This window comes from Variovorax sp. GW821-FHT09A10 (assembly GCF_059418385.1).
Window position 1 is genome coordinate 380869 of record NZ_JBWKPT010000001.1, and the last position, 16508, is coordinate 397376.

At 67.9% G+C, this 16508-nt stretch carries 15 protein-coding genes; 5 read left to right on the forward strand and 10 right to left on the reverse strand.

The genetic code is table 11. The annotated features are described in order from the left end of the window. Positions 1-78 precede the first annotated feature (78 nt). From glnA to AC07Q9_RS01885, 9 genes are all read right to left on the reverse strand, one after another. The gene (glnA, locus tag AC07Q9_RS01845; protein ID WP_062470904.1) at positions 79-1494 is read right to left on the reverse strand and encodes a type I glutamate--ammonia ligase; all 1416 of its coding nucleotides are present in this window, start codon (positions 1492-1494) and stop codon (positions 79-81) included. A 147-nt stretch (positions 1495-1641) separates the two neighbouring features. Continuing rightward, complete coding sequence (locus AC07Q9_RS01850) at positions 1642-2442, reverse strand: competence/damage-inducible protein A (RefSeq protein WP_495307036.1); 801 nt, start codon at positions 2440-2442, stop codon at positions 1642-1644. Further along, positions 2439-3341, reverse strand: a complete 903-nt coding sequence (locus tag AC07Q9_RS01855; protein WP_495307037.1) for an EI24 domain-containing protein — start codon at positions 3339-3341, stop codon at positions 2439-2441. Before AC07Q9_RS01855 ends, AC07Q9_RS01850 begins: the two co-directional genes overlap by 4 nt. 62 nt (positions 3342-3403) lie before the next feature. Next, a complete protein-coding gene (locus AC07Q9_RS01860; protein WP_495307038.1) occupies positions 3404-4378 on the reverse strand; it encodes a sterol desaturase family protein in 975 nt (324 codons plus the stop codon). A gap of 16 nt (positions 4379-4394) precedes the next feature. Further along, positions 4395-5225: a polysaccharide deacetylase family protein gene (locus AC07Q9_RS01865; RefSeq protein WP_495307039.1), complete on the reverse strand. Its 831-nt coding sequence runs from the start codon at positions 5223-5225 to the stop codon at positions 4395-4397. After that, the gene (locus AC07Q9_RS01870) at positions 5209-6228 is read right to left on the reverse strand and encodes a YncE family protein (RefSeq protein ID WP_495307040.1); all 1020 of its coding nucleotides are present in this window, start codon (positions 6226-6228) and stop codon (positions 5209-5211) included. The genes AC07Q9_RS01865 and AC07Q9_RS01870 overlap by 17 nt, the downstream gene beginning before the upstream one ends. Before the next feature lie 104 nt (positions 6229-6332). Then, positions 6333-7073: a pseudouridine synthase gene (locus AC07Q9_RS01875; protein ID WP_495307041.1), complete on the reverse strand. Its 741-nt coding sequence runs from the start codon at positions 7071-7073 to the stop codon at positions 6333-6335. A gap of 61 nt (positions 7074-7134) precedes the next feature. Then, positions 7135-8871, reverse strand: a complete 1737-nt coding sequence (gene ggt / locus AC07Q9_RS01880) for a gamma-glutamyltransferase (RefSeq protein ID WP_495307042.1) — start codon at positions 8869-8871, stop codon at positions 7135-7137. A gap of 56 nt (positions 8872-8927) precedes the next feature. Beyond that, the gene (locus AC07Q9_RS01885) at positions 8928-10523 is read right to left on the reverse strand and encodes a class I SAM-dependent methyltransferase (RefSeq protein WP_495307043.1); all 1596 of its coding nucleotides are present in this window, start codon (positions 10521-10523) and stop codon (positions 8928-8930) included. A gap of 145 nt (positions 10524-10668) precedes the next feature. On the opposite strand from AC07Q9_RS01885, the gene AC07Q9_RS01890 reads away from it, so the two are divergent. Then, positions 10669-10875, forward strand: a complete 207-nt coding sequence (locus AC07Q9_RS01890) for a hypothetical protein (RefSeq protein ID WP_159277736.1) — start codon at positions 10669-10671, stop codon at positions 10873-10875. A gap of 29 nt (positions 10876-10904) precedes the next feature. On the opposite strand, the gene AC07Q9_RS01895 is transcribed toward AC07Q9_RS01890, so the two are convergent. Beyond that, complete coding sequence (locus tag AC07Q9_RS01895; protein ID WP_495308206.1) at positions 10905-11462, reverse strand: ureidoglycolate lyase; 558 nt, start codon at positions 11460-11462, stop codon at positions 10905-10907. 185 nt (positions 11463-11647) lie between these two features. Here AC07Q9_RS01895 and AC07Q9_RS01900 point away from each other — a divergent pair, with 185 nt between their 5' ends. The 4 genes from AC07Q9_RS01900 to AC07Q9_RS01915 all read left to right on the forward strand — a co-directional run bounded on the left by AC07Q9_RS01900 (position 11648) and on the right by AC07Q9_RS01915 (position 16227). Further along, positions 11648-12973 (forward strand): MFS transporter, encoded by a 1326-nt coding sequence (locus AC07Q9_RS01900; protein WP_489057597.1) that lies wholly within the window; start codon positions 11648-11650, stop codon positions 12971-12973. 74 nt (positions 12974-13047) lie between these two features. Beyond that, positions 13048-13767, forward strand: coding sequence for a FadR/GntR family transcriptional regulator (locus AC07Q9_RS01905; protein ID WP_495307044.1), 720 nt, complete (start codon positions 13048-13050; stop codon positions 13765-13767). Between the two features lie 292 nt (positions 13768-14059). Beyond that, positions 14060-14893: a DUF6502 family protein gene (locus tag AC07Q9_RS01910; protein WP_492681352.1), complete on the forward strand. Its 834-nt coding sequence runs from the start codon at positions 14060-14062 to the stop codon at positions 14891-14893. Beyond that, positions 14890-16227 (forward strand): DUF5666 domain-containing protein, encoded by a 1338-nt coding sequence (locus AC07Q9_RS01915; RefSeq protein WP_495307045.1) that lies wholly within the window; start codon positions 14890-14892, stop codon positions 16225-16227. The genes AC07Q9_RS01910 and AC07Q9_RS01915 overlap by 4 nt, the downstream gene beginning before the upstream one ends. Positions 16228-16508 lie beyond the last annotated feature (281 nt).

Below are 16508 nucleotides of genomic sequence, written 5' to 3' on the forward strand. Positions count from 1 at the left end.
CCGCACCAAGGAAAAAGGACGGCCGGGGCCGTCCTTTTGTCTTACTTGCCCGCCGGGGCGGGCTTGCTGTGGCGCTTTTTACAGCGAGTAGTACATGTCGAATTCGACGGGGTGCGTCGCCATGCGGAAGCGCGTGACTTCCTGCATCTTGAGGTCGATGTACGCGTCGATGTACGAGTCGGTGAACACGCCGCCCTTGGTCAGGAACGCACGGTCCTTGTCCAGGTGCTCCAGGGCCTGGTCCAGGCTGTGGCAGACGGTCGGGATCAGCGCGTCTTCTTCCGGCGGCAGGTGGTACAGGTCCTTGCTGGCGGCTTCGCCCGGATGGATCTTGTTTTCCACGCCGTCCAGGCCGGCCATCAGCAGCGCGGCAAAGCCCAGGTACGGGTTCATCAGCGGATCGGGGAAGCGCGCTTCGACGCGGCGGCCCTTCGGGTTGGCCACGAACGGGATGCGGATCGAGGCCGAGCGGTTCTTGGCCGAGTAGGCCAGCTTCACCGGGGCTTCGAAGCCGGGCACCAGGCGCTTGTAGCTGTTGGTGCCGGGGTTCGTGATGGCGTTCAGGGCACGGGCGTGCTTGATGATGCCGCCGATGTAGTGCAGTGCGAAGTCCGACAGGCCTGCGTAGCCGTCGCCGGCGAACAGGTTCTTGCCGTCCTTCCAGACCGACTGGTGCACGTGCATGCCGGAACCGTTGTCGCCGACGATGGGCTTGGGCATGAAGGTGGCGGTCTTGCCGTAGGCGTGGGCCACGTTGTGGATCACATACTTCTGCAGTTGGACCCAGTCGGCGCGCTGCACCAGCGTGCTGAAGCGGGTGCCGATTTCGAGCTGGCCGGCGTTGGCCACTTCATGGTGATGCACTTCGACCGGGATGCCCAGCGATTCGAGCACCAGGCTCATTTCGGAGCGCATGTCCTGGAAGCTGTCGACCGGGGGCACCGGGAAGTAGCCGCCCTTGACTGCGGGACGGTGGCCGCTGTTGCCGTGCTCGAACTCCTTGTCGGTGTTCCACGAGGCTTCTTCGGACTCGATCTTCACGAAGCAGCCCGACATGTCGTTCTTCCAGCGCACGCCGTCGAACACGAAGAATTCGGGTTCCGGTCCGAAGTAGGCGGTGTCGCCCAGGCCGGACGCCTTCATGTACGCCTCGGCGCGCTTGGCGAGCGAACGCGGGTCGCGCTCGTAGGCCTTGCCGTCGGCCGGGTCGATCACGTCGCAGGTCAGGATCAGCGTCGTTTCTTCGAAGAACGGGTCGATGTTGGCGGTGTTCGGGTCGGGCATGAGCTGCATGTCCGAGGCTTCGATGCCCTTCCAACCGGCGATGGACGAACCGTCGAACGCGTGGCCCGAGGTGAATTTGTCTTCATCGAAGTGCGACACAGGCACGGTGACGTGCTGTTCCTTGCCGCGGGTGTCGGTGAAGCGCAAGTCGACGAACTTGACCTCGTTTTCCTTGACGAGCTTGAGTACATCGGCGACGGTCTTTGCCATCAGTTTCTCCTGAGTTGGATGGTGGTTAGGAATACAGGGACGGGAGGATGCAGTTTCTGTGCCATTGTCACCCCGCCGGATGAGGCCCGGGTGACGGCCCAGGGGCTGCCGGAAAAGGAAATAATCACCAAACTGGTGCAATCCGAATTAACGCACCAATTCGGGGCCAAGCTTTGCATCGAAAGTGTGCAGGCCTTCGATGAGCTGGCCATAGGCGGCATCGAGCTTCGCGGGGTCGCCCTTGACGCCCAGCTCGATGTGGCGCCCGTACTGGGGGTGATCCACGCTGGGGAGGCTGAACACCTTGATGCCGGCGTGGGCCTGCTCGATGGCCTGCATCAGGGGCGTGAGGGTGGCTTCCATCGCACCGAAAACGATCACGGACTTCTCGGCGATGGCGTTGCGGGTGAACAGATCGGCATAGCGGCTGTCGAGCACCGACTCGATCATCGGCCAGGCCATGACCGGGAAGCCCGGCACGAAATGCACGTGCTCGACGCTGAACCCCGGGATCTTGTTGTACGGGTTGCGGATGATGGACGCGCCCTGCGGAAACACGCCCATGTTCAGGCGGTGGATGTTGTCGGGCCGGTCGGGCTCGTAGGGCACGCCCTGCTCCTTGGCCGTGTCCTGCATGCGCTCGCGGATCAGCACTTCGGCCTCGGGGTGCAGCGCCAGCGGCACGCGCAGGGCCTGGGCGGCGCACTGGCGGGTGTGGTCGTCGGGCGTGGCGCCGATGCCGCCGGTCGAGAACACGATGTCGCCCGAGGCGAAGGCGCGCATGAGCGCCGCGGTGATCCGCGTGGGCTCGTCGCCCACGTATTCGGCCCAGCCCAGCTGCAGGCCGCGCGCGGCCAGCAGCTCGATGACCTTGGCCATGTGCTTGTCGGCCCGCTTGCCGGAAAGGATCTCGTCGCCGACGACGATGAGACCGAATGCGCGTGTCATGGTGAACCCCATTGAGAGAGAGCGGCCTTGTTGGCCTCGGTGGTTTCGGCCGCCTCGAGCACCTGTTGCGCGTCGCCGCTGCCGGCCGCGGGCTGCAGCGCCGCGCGCTGGGCGCGCAGCTGAGCCAGGGCGTCGAGGCAGTAGTGCGCGAACCAGAGCGCGGAGAAGGCAAAGACCAGCGTGTAGATCCAGATGGCGATCGGCACAAGCACGAAGAAGGCGGCGGCGAACAGCAGGCCCGAGGCCCAGACGATGCTCGGCGCGGCACCCAGGTAGCCGCACAGCACGCCGATGCACAGCAGCGGCAGCCGGTGGGTGCGCAGCAGCGTGGCGCGTTCTTCAGGGCTGGCGTGCTCGGCCAGCGCGTCGAAGCTCATCACCCGGTAGGTGAGCCAGCCCCAGATCAGCGGCGGCAGGATCAGCACCAGCGGCGGAATGAGCCACAGCGGCATCGACACCACCAGGGCGATCAGCGCCAGCACCGTGGCGCCGAGCGAGCGCAGCACGCTGCCGAAGAAGGAGGCGCCCTTCTTCTGTTCGAGCGTCGGAAAGCGCCGTTCGGCCGCGAGCTTGGTGAGCGCCGGCGCCATGAAGCCGGCCACGATCAGCAGCGACAGCACCACGATCAGCGGCGTGACGCCGAACACCACCACCAACGGCGCCAGCGCGGCCGTGACGTCAGCCGAGAACAGGCGCCCGATCCAGGCCCAGAAGCTGGACAGCAACGGCCAGGCGTCGAGGGCCTCGCGCGTCCAGGCGACGGCCGCGTCCCAGTAGAAGTAACCGAGCCCCGCGGCCAGCAGCACCATGAGCGCCAATGGCAGGAGCGACAGCACGATCACGCGCGGGAGCATGCAATACGCCACCGCGCGCCAGAAGGAGTCGAGGAGCAGGCGCATGAGGTTCGAGGATAGCGCAAGGCCCCGGCCCGCCAGCCGCCGGCCCTGCGTTGGCGGCGGAATCAGGCGCGGCCGAACAGCCGCTTCAGCCCCAGCCACTGCTGCGACCAGAAGCCCTGGCCGTAGTCGCGCGGGCGGCCGTCGGCGCCGGGCTCGACCTGGTCGCGGATGCCGGTCGGGTCGTAGCGGTTCTCGAAGTTGGCGGTGCGAAAGAGCATGTCCCACCAGGGCAGCAGCACGCCGAAGTTGTGGCCGCCGAGCGTGCTCCGGCCGTGCGACTCATGGCCCAGCCCGATGCTGTGGTGCAGCCGGTGAAAGCGCGGGCTGACCCACAGCCGCTCGCCGATCGCCCCGAAGCTCAGCCGCAGGTTGGCGTGCTGCAGACTCTCGCTGAGCTGGGTGAAGGCCACGACGGCGATGAACTGGCCCGGCGCCACGCCGATCAGCTGCGCCACAATGACGATGAGCGTGTCGTGGATGACGTCGTCGAGCAGGTGGTTGCGGTCGTCGCTCCACATCGTCATCTGGCGCTGCGAGTGGTGCAGCGAATGCAGGCTCCACCACCAGTTGAACTGGTGCTGGCCCCGGTGAATCCAGTAGCCGACAAAGTCGAGCACGACAAGGTAGATGGCAAAGGCCACCCACGGCACGTCGGTCACGCCGGGCCAGGCCTCGTCCAGGTGGAAGGTGCCCCACCCCGCCATGCGCAGGCTGCCGAGCAGGTCGTCGAACACGGGCTGCAGCACGAAGAACAGCGCCAGCCGGAACAGGCCCAACCGGTGGATCAGCGTGTAGATCACGTCGGTGCGGATGGCGCGGCGGTCGGTCACAGGCTCGACCGCGCGCCAGCGCTGCAGCGGGCCGATGACGGCCAGCAGCACCAGGATCTGGATCACGCCGACCAGCAGCCAGCCGGTGGCGTCGAAGGCGTCCTCGGCCCAGCCGCCCAGGCCGATGGCGTACACCAGCGGCTGCACGGCGGTCTCGAAGAGCCAGCCCTGCATGGCGGAAAAAACGTCGGTCAACCAGTCGATCACGGCGAAAACTCAGGATTCAAGGGTGGGAGGCGATCCAGGCGCGGTAGTCCGGGTGCTGGCGCAGGGTGCGAAAGCAGAAGCCCTTGGCCTTCAGGCCGACGATGAGCGGCTCCAGGTTGGCGGGCGCCCACGGGTCCTTGCGCGACCAGATGCCCAGGTGCGCCAGCAGGATGTCGCCGGGGCGGATGCCCGCGAGCGCCTGGGCCAGCAGCTTCTGGTTGCTGAACGTCTCGCTCGGCAGCTCGTCGCCCAGGAAGCCGGCAGGCGACCAGCCCACGTGCGCATAGCCGCAATCCTTGGCGGCCGCCAGCAGCGCAGGCGAGGTCTTGCCACCCGGCGCGCGGTACAGCGGCAGCGGCTTCTTGCCGGTGATGGCGGCCAGCCGGTCGGACGACTTGCGGATGTCGGCGCAGTAGTCAGCCGCGCTCCAGACCGACTCCTTGCCAGTCTGCGGGCCGGCCGACGGTTTGATGCGAAAGCCGGGTGGCGTGCCCTTGACGTCGCCGCGCCAGTAGGCGTGGTCGTAGGTGTGCGAGCCGAACTCGTGGCCCTCGGCCGCCCTCGCCTTCCACCACGGCGCCCAGTGGTCGTCCAGGCTGTCGCCGTCGGTCTGGGTGCGCTCGGCGGCGGCGAAGAAGGTGACGCGCACGTCCTGGCGCTTGAGCACGTCAGCCACAAGCGGGGCGATGCCCATGTGGCCGGTGTCCAGCGTCAGGTAGATCGGCTTGTCGCAGGCCGCAGCTTCTTGCGCTCCGGCCGCCGGCACGGTGGCGCAGGCCAGCGCCGCGACGGCGAAGGCCACCCCGGCAGTGCGCAAGCCGCGCACGCGCTCAGATGCGCTTGGCATGGTCGAGGGTCCAGACGCCGTGCGGCGAGCGGCCGACGTTGATCTGCCGCACGACCTTCTGGCTTGCCAGATCGACCACCGTGAGCTTCTTGGCCCAGCGCGAGGTCACATACAGCGTCTTGCCGTCGGCCGACACGTCCATGCAGTCAGGGCCGCCGGGCACGTTGTAGGTGGCGACGACCTTCAGCGTGGTCAGGTCGATGCGACTGATGGTGTTGGCCACCCGGTTGCTCACGAACACGGTCTTGCCGTCGCCGGCCGAGCGGAAGGCGTGGGCGCCCTTGCCGGTGGGGATCTTGCCGACCAGCTTGGGCTGGGCGCCGGCCACGTCGAACACCTGCACGCCGTCGCTGCCGGTGAGGCCCACGAGCAGCGTCTTGTCGTTGTGGGCGCCGAAGATGTCGGCCGGCATGGCGCCGGTGGCCAGGCGCCAGCGCACGGTCTGCGTCGGCAGGTCGACCGCGATCAGCTCGTCGCTGTCCTGCATGGTGACGTAGGCCACGGTGCTGGTGTTGTCGATCCAGATGTGGCTGGGCGTCTTGCCGGTGGCGATGCGCTTGGCCAGCTTCAGGTCCTTGCCGTCCCAGCGGTACACGTCGACGTGGTTCAGGCGGTTGGCCGCCGTGACGAACCACTTCATGTCGCGCGAGAACTGCAGCTGGTAGGGATCGATGATGCCGTACACCACGCGCTGCACCTCGGCCGTGCGTGGGTCCAGGAAGGTGAGTGAATCGCCCGCCGAATTGGCCACGATGACCGACTTCTCGTCGGGCGTCATGTAGATGTGGTGCGGCTCCTTGCCGGTGGGAATGCGCTGCTTCTCGGTCCAGTCGACCGGGTTGATCACGCTCACGCTGGCGTCGAGCGAATTGAGCACAAAAACCGGTGGAGGGGCCGGTGGAGCGGCCGGCGGGGCCGCCGCGGCGGGGAGGGTCACCAGGGCTGTCAGGCAGGACAGCAGGAAGGCCGCGAGGCGGCCGTTCGGGCGGGCAGGAAGTCGCAAGGGAAAGTTCCGGGAGAGATTTAACAATCTTAACGGTCGAAAGCAACAAACAGCTGACCGCAGGCGCCCCGGCGCCGCTGTTGCGCCCCGCGCCTTGACCTGTGTCAAGCGGCCCGGGGAACGGGCGCGCGCAACTGGGCCACCTGCTCGGCCGTGAGCCAGCGCCATTGCCCCGGCGCCAGGTCGTCCGGCAGCGCCAGGCCGCCGATGCGCGAGCGGTGCAGGCCCTCGACCCGGTTGCCGACCGCGGCCAGCATGCGCTTGACCTGGTGGTATTTGCCTTCGGTGAGCGTGAGCCGCAGGTGCAGCGGGCTGTCCGATTCGCAGGCGGCCGCGCGCACGGGCTTCGGATCGTCGTCGAGCACCACGCCGGCCAGCAGCTTGGCGATCTGCACCTCGTCGATCGGGTGCTTGGCCGTCACCTCGTAGACCTTGGGCACATGGTGCTTGGGCGAGCCCATCTTGTGGATGAACTGGCCGTCGTCGGTCAGCAGCAGCAGGCCGGTCGTGTCCTGGTCGAGCCGGCCGATGGCCTGCACGCCCTGCACGGCGCCCTTGTTGGGCCGCAGGCGCAGCGGCGACGGCAGCAGCGTGTAGATGCTCGGGTAGGTCGAAGGCTTCTGCGAGCACTCGGTGCCGGCCGGCTTGTGCAGCATCAGGTAGGCCTTCTCGTGGCAGGCCCACTCGGTGCCCTGCACGGTGAACAGCAGGCCTTCGGGGTCGAGGTCGGCGAAGGGGTCGGTCACGGCCGCGCCGGCAATGCTCACGTGGCCTTGCTGGACCAGGCCCGCGCACACGCGGCGGGTGCCGAAGCCCTGGGTATAGAGGATGTCTTGCAGGTGCATGAAAAATGAAAAAAGCGGCCGTGCCGACAGGGGCACGACCGCCTTCAAGTGTGCCGCAGGTTCAGTAGCCCGCTGCGAGGCCCGTGTTGCGGCGCGGGTCGTTGGCGCCGTAGAAGCGGTTGGCACCCACCGGCTTGCCGCCCAGCGAGGACGCGCCGACGATGATCGCCGCCAGGTGGTTGGCCGGTTGCGGCACGCCCAGGTTGTGGCCCATGTCGGTCAGGATCTTGCGGGTGTCGGGGCTGATCGCGAAGGTCTCGACGTTGGTCACGTCGGGCAGCCATTGCTGGTGGAAGCGCGGCGCATCGACCGCTTCCTGCACGTTCATGCCGTAGTCGACCACGTTCAGGATGGTGTGCAGCACGGCCGTGATGATGCGGCTGCCGCCCGGCGTGCCGACCACGAACACCGGCTTGCCGTCCTTGGAGACGATGGTCGGGCTCATCGAGCTCAGCGGGCGCTTGCCGGGGGCGATGGCATTGGCCTCGCCCTGCACCAGGCCGTACATGTTGGGCACGCCGACCTTCGAGGTGAAGTCGTCCATCTCGTTGTTCAGCAGCACGCCGGTCTTGTCGGCCGTGACCTTGGCGCCGAACCAGTCGTTCAGCGTGTAGGTGACCGAAACGGCATTGCCCCACTTGTCGGTGATCGAGTAGTGGGTGGTGTTGCTGCCTTCATGCGGCGCCACGCCGGGCTTGATGTCCTTGGAGACGCCGGCCTTCTTGGGGTCGATGGCGGCGCGGATCTTGGCGGCGTAGCCCTTGTCGAGCAGGCGGTCGAGCGGGTTCTTCACGAAGTCGGGGTCGCCCAGGTAGCTGTTGCGGTCCACGTAGGCGTGGCGCATGGCTTCGATCTGGTAGTGCACCGACTCCGCCGAACGGAAGCCCAGGTCCTTGAGCGGATAGCCCTCCAGGATGTTGAGCATCTCGCAGATGATCACGCCGCCCGAGCTCGGCGGGGGCGCCGACACGACGCGGTAGCCGCGGTAGTCGCACTCGACCGGCGCGAGTTCGCGCGTCTTGTACTGGTCGAGGTCGGCCTGCGTGATGATGCCCTTGCCGGCCTGGCTCGATGCCACGATGGCCTTGCCGACCCAGCCCTTGTAGAAGCCGTCGGTGCCCTTGGCACTGATTTCGCGCAGCGTCTTGGCCAGGTCTTTCTGCACCAGCTTCTGGCCGACCGCGAAGGGCTCGCCCTTGTTCAGGAAGATCGCGCCGGAGACCGGGTCTTTCTTGAAGTCGTTGGTGGCCGTAAGCAGCATGTCGATGTCGCCCTGCTCCAGCGCGAAGCCCTTGTCGGCCAGCTGGACCGACGGGGCGATGAGGTCGGCGCGCTTCATCGTGCCGTACTTCTCGCGCGCGTATTCCATGCCCGACACCGAGCCCGGCACGCCCACGGCGAGGTGGCCGTTCGTGCTCAGGCCCTTGACGACGTTGCCGTCCTTGTCGAGGTACATGTTGGCCGTGGCGGCCAGCGGGGCCTTCTCGCGGAAGTCGAGGAAGGTCTTGCGGCCGTCGGCCAGCTGCACGGTCATGAAGCCGCCGCCGCCCAGGTTGCCGGCGGCCGGGTACACCACCGCCAGCGCATAGCCCACGGCCACGGCCGCATCGACCGCGTTGCCGCCGCGCTTGAGCACATCGACGCCGACCTTGCTGGCCAGGTGCTGCGCGCTCACGACCATGCCGTGCTCGGCCGCGACCGGCGCCTGCGACGCGGCCTGCGCGCCGCCGGCCGCCGCCAGGGTGAGCGCGGCCGCGACGGCGGCGCGCAGGGTGGGGGTCCACTTGAAGTGCTGCATGGAAAAGTCTCCTCTGTGCGTTGGATGAAGAATAAGGGAGGGTGAGTGGTGGGCCGTCAGGCCGTGAGCAATGCTTTTCGCCGCAGGCCCTGCAGCGCCTGCGCGACCTGCTCTTGCGCGAAAGCGTGGAGCGCCGACGGATCGGTCAGCGGCTGGTCGTCCTTGAGGAAGCGCAGGCGTTCGGCGCGCACCTCGTCGAGCAGGAAAGCGGCCAGCGCCTCGTGCGAGTGCGCCCCGTCGAGCAGCGGCACCAAGCTGCGCTCGAGCACCGAGAGCGACACCGGCTCATGCCACTGATTGCAGAGCACGGCCGTCGCTTGCGACGCGGGCACGCCGGCCAGCGCGCGCCGCACGGGCGCCAGCACCTGCGGCAGTGCGGACACCGAAACGGCCGCCGACACCGGCGTGCGCCGGATGCGCAGCGCGCCCAGAATCAGCAGCTCTTCGAGCATGGCCAGCACGATGGGCTCGACGGCCGCACGCGGCTCGCCGGTGAGCGTCACGACAGCGGCCAGCAGGGCCTCGGTCGACATCGAGCACGGATAGCTCGCGTCGAGCGCCTGCGCCACCGCCTTGTGCGCGGGCAGCCGCAACGTGACCTTCAGGTCGCGCAGCGCGGTGCAGGGCTGCTCGCGGGTGTCGATGGTGAGCGCCTCACCACCGTCGACGCGGAAAACGCCGGCGAACTCCAGCGCGCGCAGGCGGGGAACCTCGAGCCGGTAGCGGATGTTCGCGGCATTGCCCTGCTTCACCAGCAGCGTCTGGCGGAAGGTGCGGTTGACGAGGAAGTCGAGGTACTGCTCCATCATCACCTGGCTGCCGCCGCATTCGCGCAGCAACGGATCGCGCACCTTCTCGCCGTAGTTCTGCACGAACATGGTCGAGGGCTCGGCGTCGCACAGGTAGGCCAGCCCGCGCGCCTCGGCACGCGCGACGAACTCCTTGAAATAGCAGGGCTCGTTGCAGGGCTCGAGGAACTCGTGCAGCAGGTAGTAGTTGCCGGAATTTCGCACGATCGGCATCGTCTCTTCGAGCGTCTTCTTGAGCACGCTGTCGGCCCGGGCCGACTGCTCGAGAAACTCGAGCATGCCGCGCGCGTAGGAGAGCTTTTCTTCGGGCGTGTCGCGCGGGCCGCCGCGCAGGATCATCGCGTCGCGCACGATCTCGCGCGCCTTCCAGCCCGGGTACACGTTGTAGCTCACGTAGACCACGCCGTTGGGCGCCAGGTTCTCGGCGCACACGCGCAGGATCGCGTCCTGCACCGGCCCCGGCACCCAGCTGTAGACGCCGTGGCAGACGATGTAGTCGAAGAGGCCGAACGAGGCGTCGATGTCGGCGATGTTGAAGGCCTTGAGCTCGATGTTCGACAGCCCCGCCTGGTCGAGCGCCGCGGCGCCCTGGGCCACCTGCACGCGCGACAGGTCCACGCCCACCGCGCGCGCCTGCGGATGGCGCACCGCGAACGGAATCAGGTTGCCGCCGGCGGCGCAGCCCAGCTCGAGCACGCGCGCCTTGTGCGGCGGCGGCGCGTCGAGTCCGAACAGGAAGGCCAGGGCTTCCAGGTGCTCCACGGCGGACTGGGGGAACGGGTGCGAGTCGTAGGGCACCGCATCGTAGTAACTGGTGAGCGTGGAAGTCAGAGAGTCCGGCACGAACGTCCTTTGGGGATCGGAAGGGGCTGCAGCAGTGCTCGCAGACTATAGCCCCGTGCCCTCGCAAAAAGAAGCCGGCGCGGGTCGGCCCGCCCTCCCCTCGGCGCGGACTCGTGCGCTTTCGCGACCTCTTTAGAATGGCCCGATGAACTGGCGCATCACACTGTTTCCCCTGGCTTTGGTCATTGCCGGCTGCTCGACGCCGCCCAACCAGATCGTTCCCTTCCGCGACGGTGTGCTGCGTGCCATGACCTACACCCAGGCCTCGGACTACTGCAGTGCCAAGGGGCAGGACCCGAAGTGGCTCGGCAAGGCGCCGGCCGAATCGGGCGTGCTGTTCCAGTGCCAGTGAGCCGCGGCATCACGCGAAACTGAGCGCACTCAGCCTGGCAGGCTGACGCGCACCACGCACGCCGGCGGCACAAAGATTTCATCGCAGTTCGGCCCGGCCCCGCCGCGGTCGATCACCACGAAGCTCGCCGGCTGCTGCGTGACCACCAGCGGGTGGTGCCAGACGCCGCGCGCATAGTTCACGCCCTGCCGCCCGTCGGTGACGAAGGCGCGGATGTCTTCCACGCGCACCGTGTCGCCCGCCGGCGCCACCACCACGAGAAAACGGCTGCCGTCCATCGGCACGAAGGCCTGGCTGCCCAGCGGGTGGCGCTCCAGCATGCCCACCTGCAACGGCATCGCGTAGGGCCGGGTCTCGAAGATGTTCACCAGCACGCGGCTGTCGCCGGGGCCCGGGTCCACGCGCGCCAGGTCGTGAAAGCGCGTGGTCATGCCCGCGTTGATCGGCATCGACCGGGCGTGCGCGCTCTCGATGACATCGCCGAACGCGGCGAAGGCCTCGCGTGTCATCGGCTGCGCGACGAGCGCGAGCGCGGTGGGCGTGCCCGGCGCCGGGGGCAGGAAAGTGGGGCTGGCAATCGTCAACAGAAACTCCTCGGCTTTTGGTCCAACTGGTATTACCAGTATCCTTGCGACACATCCAGTCCGTCAATCTCCCGGCGTCAGGGAAATCGCTAGTGTCCAATGACGTGTGAGGCCTTAAGGTCTCGGTCGCGTTAAATCATACCGGTAATACCAGTTAACCAACCCCATCGACGCCTTCGAGGACCGCCATGTCAACCACCACCCTTCATGCGCCGCTGCAGCCGGCCACCACCTCTGCTGCAGCGGAGAACGCGCTCTACAAGAAAGTGGCATGGCGACTCATGCCGTTCCTCATGCTTTGCTACGTGGCCGCCTACCTGGACCGCGTGAACGTCGGCTTCGCCAAGCTGAACATGCTCAGCGACCTGCAGTTCAGCGAAACGATGTACGGGCTGGGCGCGGGCCTGTTCTTCATCGGCTACTTCTTCTTCGAGGTGCCGAGCAACCTGCTGATGCACCGCATCGGCGCCAAGGCCACCATCTCGCGCATCATGATCACGTGGAGCCTGATCTCGGCCGCGATGATGTTCGTGACCACGCCCACGCAGTTCTACGTGCTGCGCTTCCTGCTCGGGGCGGCCGAGGCCGGCTTCTACCCGGGGATGATCCTGTACCTCACCTACTGGTTTCCCTCGCACCGCCGCGCCAAGATGGTGGCGGTGTTCATGTGCGCGATTCCGGTGTCGGGCGTGCTGGGCGGGCCGCTGTCGGGCCTGATCATGGACGCCATGCACGGCATGGGCGGGCTGCGCGGCTGGCAGTGGCTGTTCCTCATCGAGGCGCTGCCTTCGCTGGTGATCGGCCTGCTCGTCATCGTGTACCTCGACAACAGTATCCAGGGCGCACGCTGGCTCACCGCGGAAGAAAAGGCCGTGCTCGCACGCAACATCGCCGCCGAGAACGCCACCAAGGGCGGCACCAGCCACATGACGCTGCGCGCACTGTTCGCCGACCGCCGCATCGTGAAGATGGCGCTGATCTGCTTTTGCACGGTGATGGGCCAGTACGGCCTGACCTTCTGGCTGCCCACGCTGGTGCGCCAGTCGGGCGTGTCGGGCGCGCTGAACATCGGGCTGCTCACGGCCATTCCCTTTGCCGTGGCCATCGTCTCGATGCTGCTGGTGAGCCGCAGCTCCGACCGCATGCGCGAGCGCCGCTGGCATTTGATCGTGCCCTTCTGCTGCGGCGCGCTGGGCCTCACGCTGAGCGCGATCTTCAGCAACAACGTGTACCTCTCGCTGGCCGCGCTGGCCCTGGCCGCGGGCGGCAGCCTGGCGACGTCGCCGCTGTTCTGGAGCCTGCCGACGGCCATTTTGTCGAGCGCGGGCGCAGCAGCCGGCATTGCGCTCATCAACTCCTTTGCCAACCTGGCGGGCTTCGTGAGCCCCTACATGATCGGCCTGATCAAGGACGCCACGAAGAGCACCGACATCGCCCTGTTTGTTCTGGCCGGCGTGCTGCTGTTCGGCGCCTTCCTCACCTGGACGGTGCCGGCCAAGCTGGTCAACAAGTAGGGAAGGCCCCGGGGTGCGGCCACAGTAAGATTTCCAGCCCTCGCCACTGCCGCACTTCGCACCGAAAACCGCCCATGCTCGCCTCCCCCGCCGTTGCCGCCACCGCCGCCCGACTGATCCAGCAGCGGATTGCGGACGGCACCTACGCGGCCGGCGGGCTGCTGCCTTCGCAGCGCGACCTGGCCGAGCAGCTCGGCATCAGCCGCACCTCGCTGCGCGAGGCGCTGTCGACGCTGCAGGGCACGGGCCTCGTCATTCCGCGCCCCGGCAAGGGCATGTACGTGGCCGAGGACGGCGGACAACAAGCGCCGGCGGCCTCCCCGGCCTGGAAGTTCGCCACCTCGCATTCGCTGCAGGACGTGTACCAGCTGCGCTTCGCGGTCGAGAACTTCACCGCGCGGCTGGCCTGCCTGGTCATCGAGGCGGACGACCTGACCGCGCTGCGCGCCAATGCGCAGGCCATGCGTGCGTGCATCGACGCCGGCGATTTCACGCAGGCCACGCAGCTCGACTTCGACTTCCACATGCAGATCATCGGCATCGCGGGCAACCAGGCCATCGCCGAGATCCTGCGCAACAGCGCCGAGGTGATGCAGGAGAGCCAGCGCCTGCCCTTCTACAAGCGCGGCGCGCGCCATGCGACCTACGACGAGCACATGGCGATCATCGAGGCGCTGGCGCAAGGCAACCCGGCGCTGGCGCAGCAGGCGATGACGCAGCACATCGTGCAGGCCGCGCAGCGCGCGGGGGTGCACTTTCCGACGGGGCTCGAGGCGGCTTCGGCGGCCGCCTGACGCTTCAGGCCCGCGTGTCGAAGGCGATGCGCAGCCCCTCGATCCGCTCGCTGCGGGCACGTCGCAGTCCGACATAGCCAGCCTGGCCAGCCCGTCGGCCGATCGGCCTTGGCATCACCCGTCGGACGGCCGCCCGGCGCCCGGACACTGCAACTTTGGCTCACTGGCCGTCAAAGCGCAGTCCAAAGCTTTCACTCTGGCGCCGTGCGCAGGACAATGGCGCGTTGATGGTGGTCGGAGGCGCCGCCTCCGATCCTGTCGGCATTGCACTTTCAGGACAACACGCAGCGGCATGGAACAACGGCTGGACTGGGCCCTGGCGGCCTGCTCACGCATCCTTCGACCCGTGGTCAGGCTCGCCCTCGCGATGGGGGTCAAGCATCCCCACCTGGAGGAGTTGCTGCGCGACCTGCTGATCGAGGAAGCCCAGCATTCCTGGCGCAGCCAGGGCGTTCCCAAGCCCAACCTGAGCCAGCTGTCCGTCACCACCGGCCTGAACCGCAAGGCCGTGACCGCCAAGGTCCGCGCCACCGTCGACCCCCTGCCCCACACCGAACTGTCGGCCGCTGCCAAGACCTTCACGCTGTGGCTGCAGATGCTGACCGAAGACGCTTCGTTCCGGCGCCTGCCCGTCACGTCGGGCCACACGGCAGCGTCCTTCGAGGCGGTTGCGCGCCTGAGCAGCCGCGGCAACGTTCACCACCGCACCATCCTCGACGAGCTGATCCGGTTGAACATGGTGACCGAGAACGAAGGCATGGCCGAACTCACCGTCGACGGTTTCGTGCCCGTGCAGGACCTGCAATCCATGCTGGCCTTCCTGGGCGACAACGGCCGGGACCACCTGCTGGCGGCCGTCGCCAACACGCTGGGCGAGCAGCCTCGCATGCTCGAGCGCGCGGTGTACGCGCGCGGGCTCTCGCTGAACGATTGCGAACAGATCCACCGCCTGGTGCGCGACCGCTGGTCCGCCATGCACCACGAGCTCGCGCAGGAAATGGCGCACGCGGTCAGCCGCGCGCCGGCCCGCGCCAAGGGACGAATCCGTGTCGGCATCTACACGTACTACGAAGACGAGGGCGCTCCGCCCCCGCCCACGTCCTCTGAAAGCGAGCGCCCCTCATGAGCACGATCCAAACACCCCGCCGGCTCCTGCTGGGCCTGTTCTGCGCCGGCCTCACAGCCCTGTTGATGTCCTGCGGAGGCGGTGGTGGGGGCGGTGGCTCGGCGGGGAACCTGGGGCTGGGCACAGGCACCGCGATCGGCGGTGACAGCCCGAGCGGCAACGGCACGGGCGCAGGCGGAAATGGGACCGGGTCCGGCACGGGCAGCCCCGGCTCCGGCGACACCGCCAGCAACGGCAACCCCGACGGTGTCGGCTCGGGCGGCACCGGCGTGACGGCGGACGCCGCCGGCATCGGCGCCGCGGACGGCCTGGGCAGCATCATCCTGAACGGCCTGCGCTACAACACCGACACGGCCACCTTCACGATCGAGGACGCCACCGAACTGCAGATCGGCATGAGCGCGCGGGTCGCCGGCAAGGTCGACCCCGACTTCACCCGCGGCATCGCGACGCAGGTCGTGTCGGGGGCCGAACTGCGCGGCGCCGCCTCGCGCATCGACGTGAAGGCCGGCACCTTCGTCGTCATGGGCATCGGCGTGAGCATCGATGCGGCCACGGTCTGGGGCGACGCGAGCGGGCTCGCCAGCGTGACCGACGGCAGCCTCGTCCAGGTGTGGGGCCTGCCCGGCGCGCCGGGCACGCTGCGCGCCACCCGCGTGCTGGCGGCCCCCACGCTGACCGCCCCGCTGGTGACGGGCGCCATCCAGAACCTCAACGTGATGAGCCAGACCTTCACGCTCGGCCAGCTGACGGTCAGCTATGGCGGCGCCAGCTTCGTGGGCATCGACGCGGCGTCGCTGGCCAACGGCGTCATCGTGCGCGCCCGCAGCACGGCCGCGCCGACCGGCAACGGGCTCACGGCGACCCAGGTGGAAGGCTGGTACGCGATACCGGTGAGCAACGGCATCGCCCTGCAACTGGCGGGGGACATCACCGACTTCGTCTCGCGCGGCGCCTTCAAGGTGCTGGGCACGCCGGTGGACGCCACCAACGGGCAGATCACGGGCGGCCCCGTCGGCTCGCTCGGCAACGGCGTGAAGGTCGAGGTTGACGGCTTCATGTCCGGCGGGGTGCTGGTCGTCAAGAAGCTGCGCATCCGCCATGTGCCGGGCACGGGCGGACCGGCCTCCTTCACGGTCATCGGCGCCATCGGCGGCTACCAGTCGCCGGCCTATTTCCGGGTCCGGGGCCAGCCGGTGAACGCCAGCGGGCCGGGTACCACGTTCGAGAACGGCACCGCCGCGAACCTGGCCAACGGCCAGCGCGTGGCCGTCGTCGGAGACCGGGTGGTCGACGGCGTTCTCATCGCCCAGCGGGTGACCTTCAACCCCTGACCTGAAGCGGCGCGGCGCCCCGCCGCCCGGCCGCATCACCCGCCCCGCCCTGGCGGCGGGCGATGCCGGGACTTTCACATCACATCCCCTTCGACACCGCATCGCGGCGGGCTTGCGTGCACGCGGGCCGGATAACACCTTTGGCCATCTATCGCCAAATTGATGGCGAAAGTACTAGAAAAGGACTAAAGTGAAAAAATCACATTTCTTACATCGGTGACTTTCGTGTCTGTCCGTGCGAACTCAGTGCAACGGTTGTTGCCACCCCTTGCGGGGCTGCG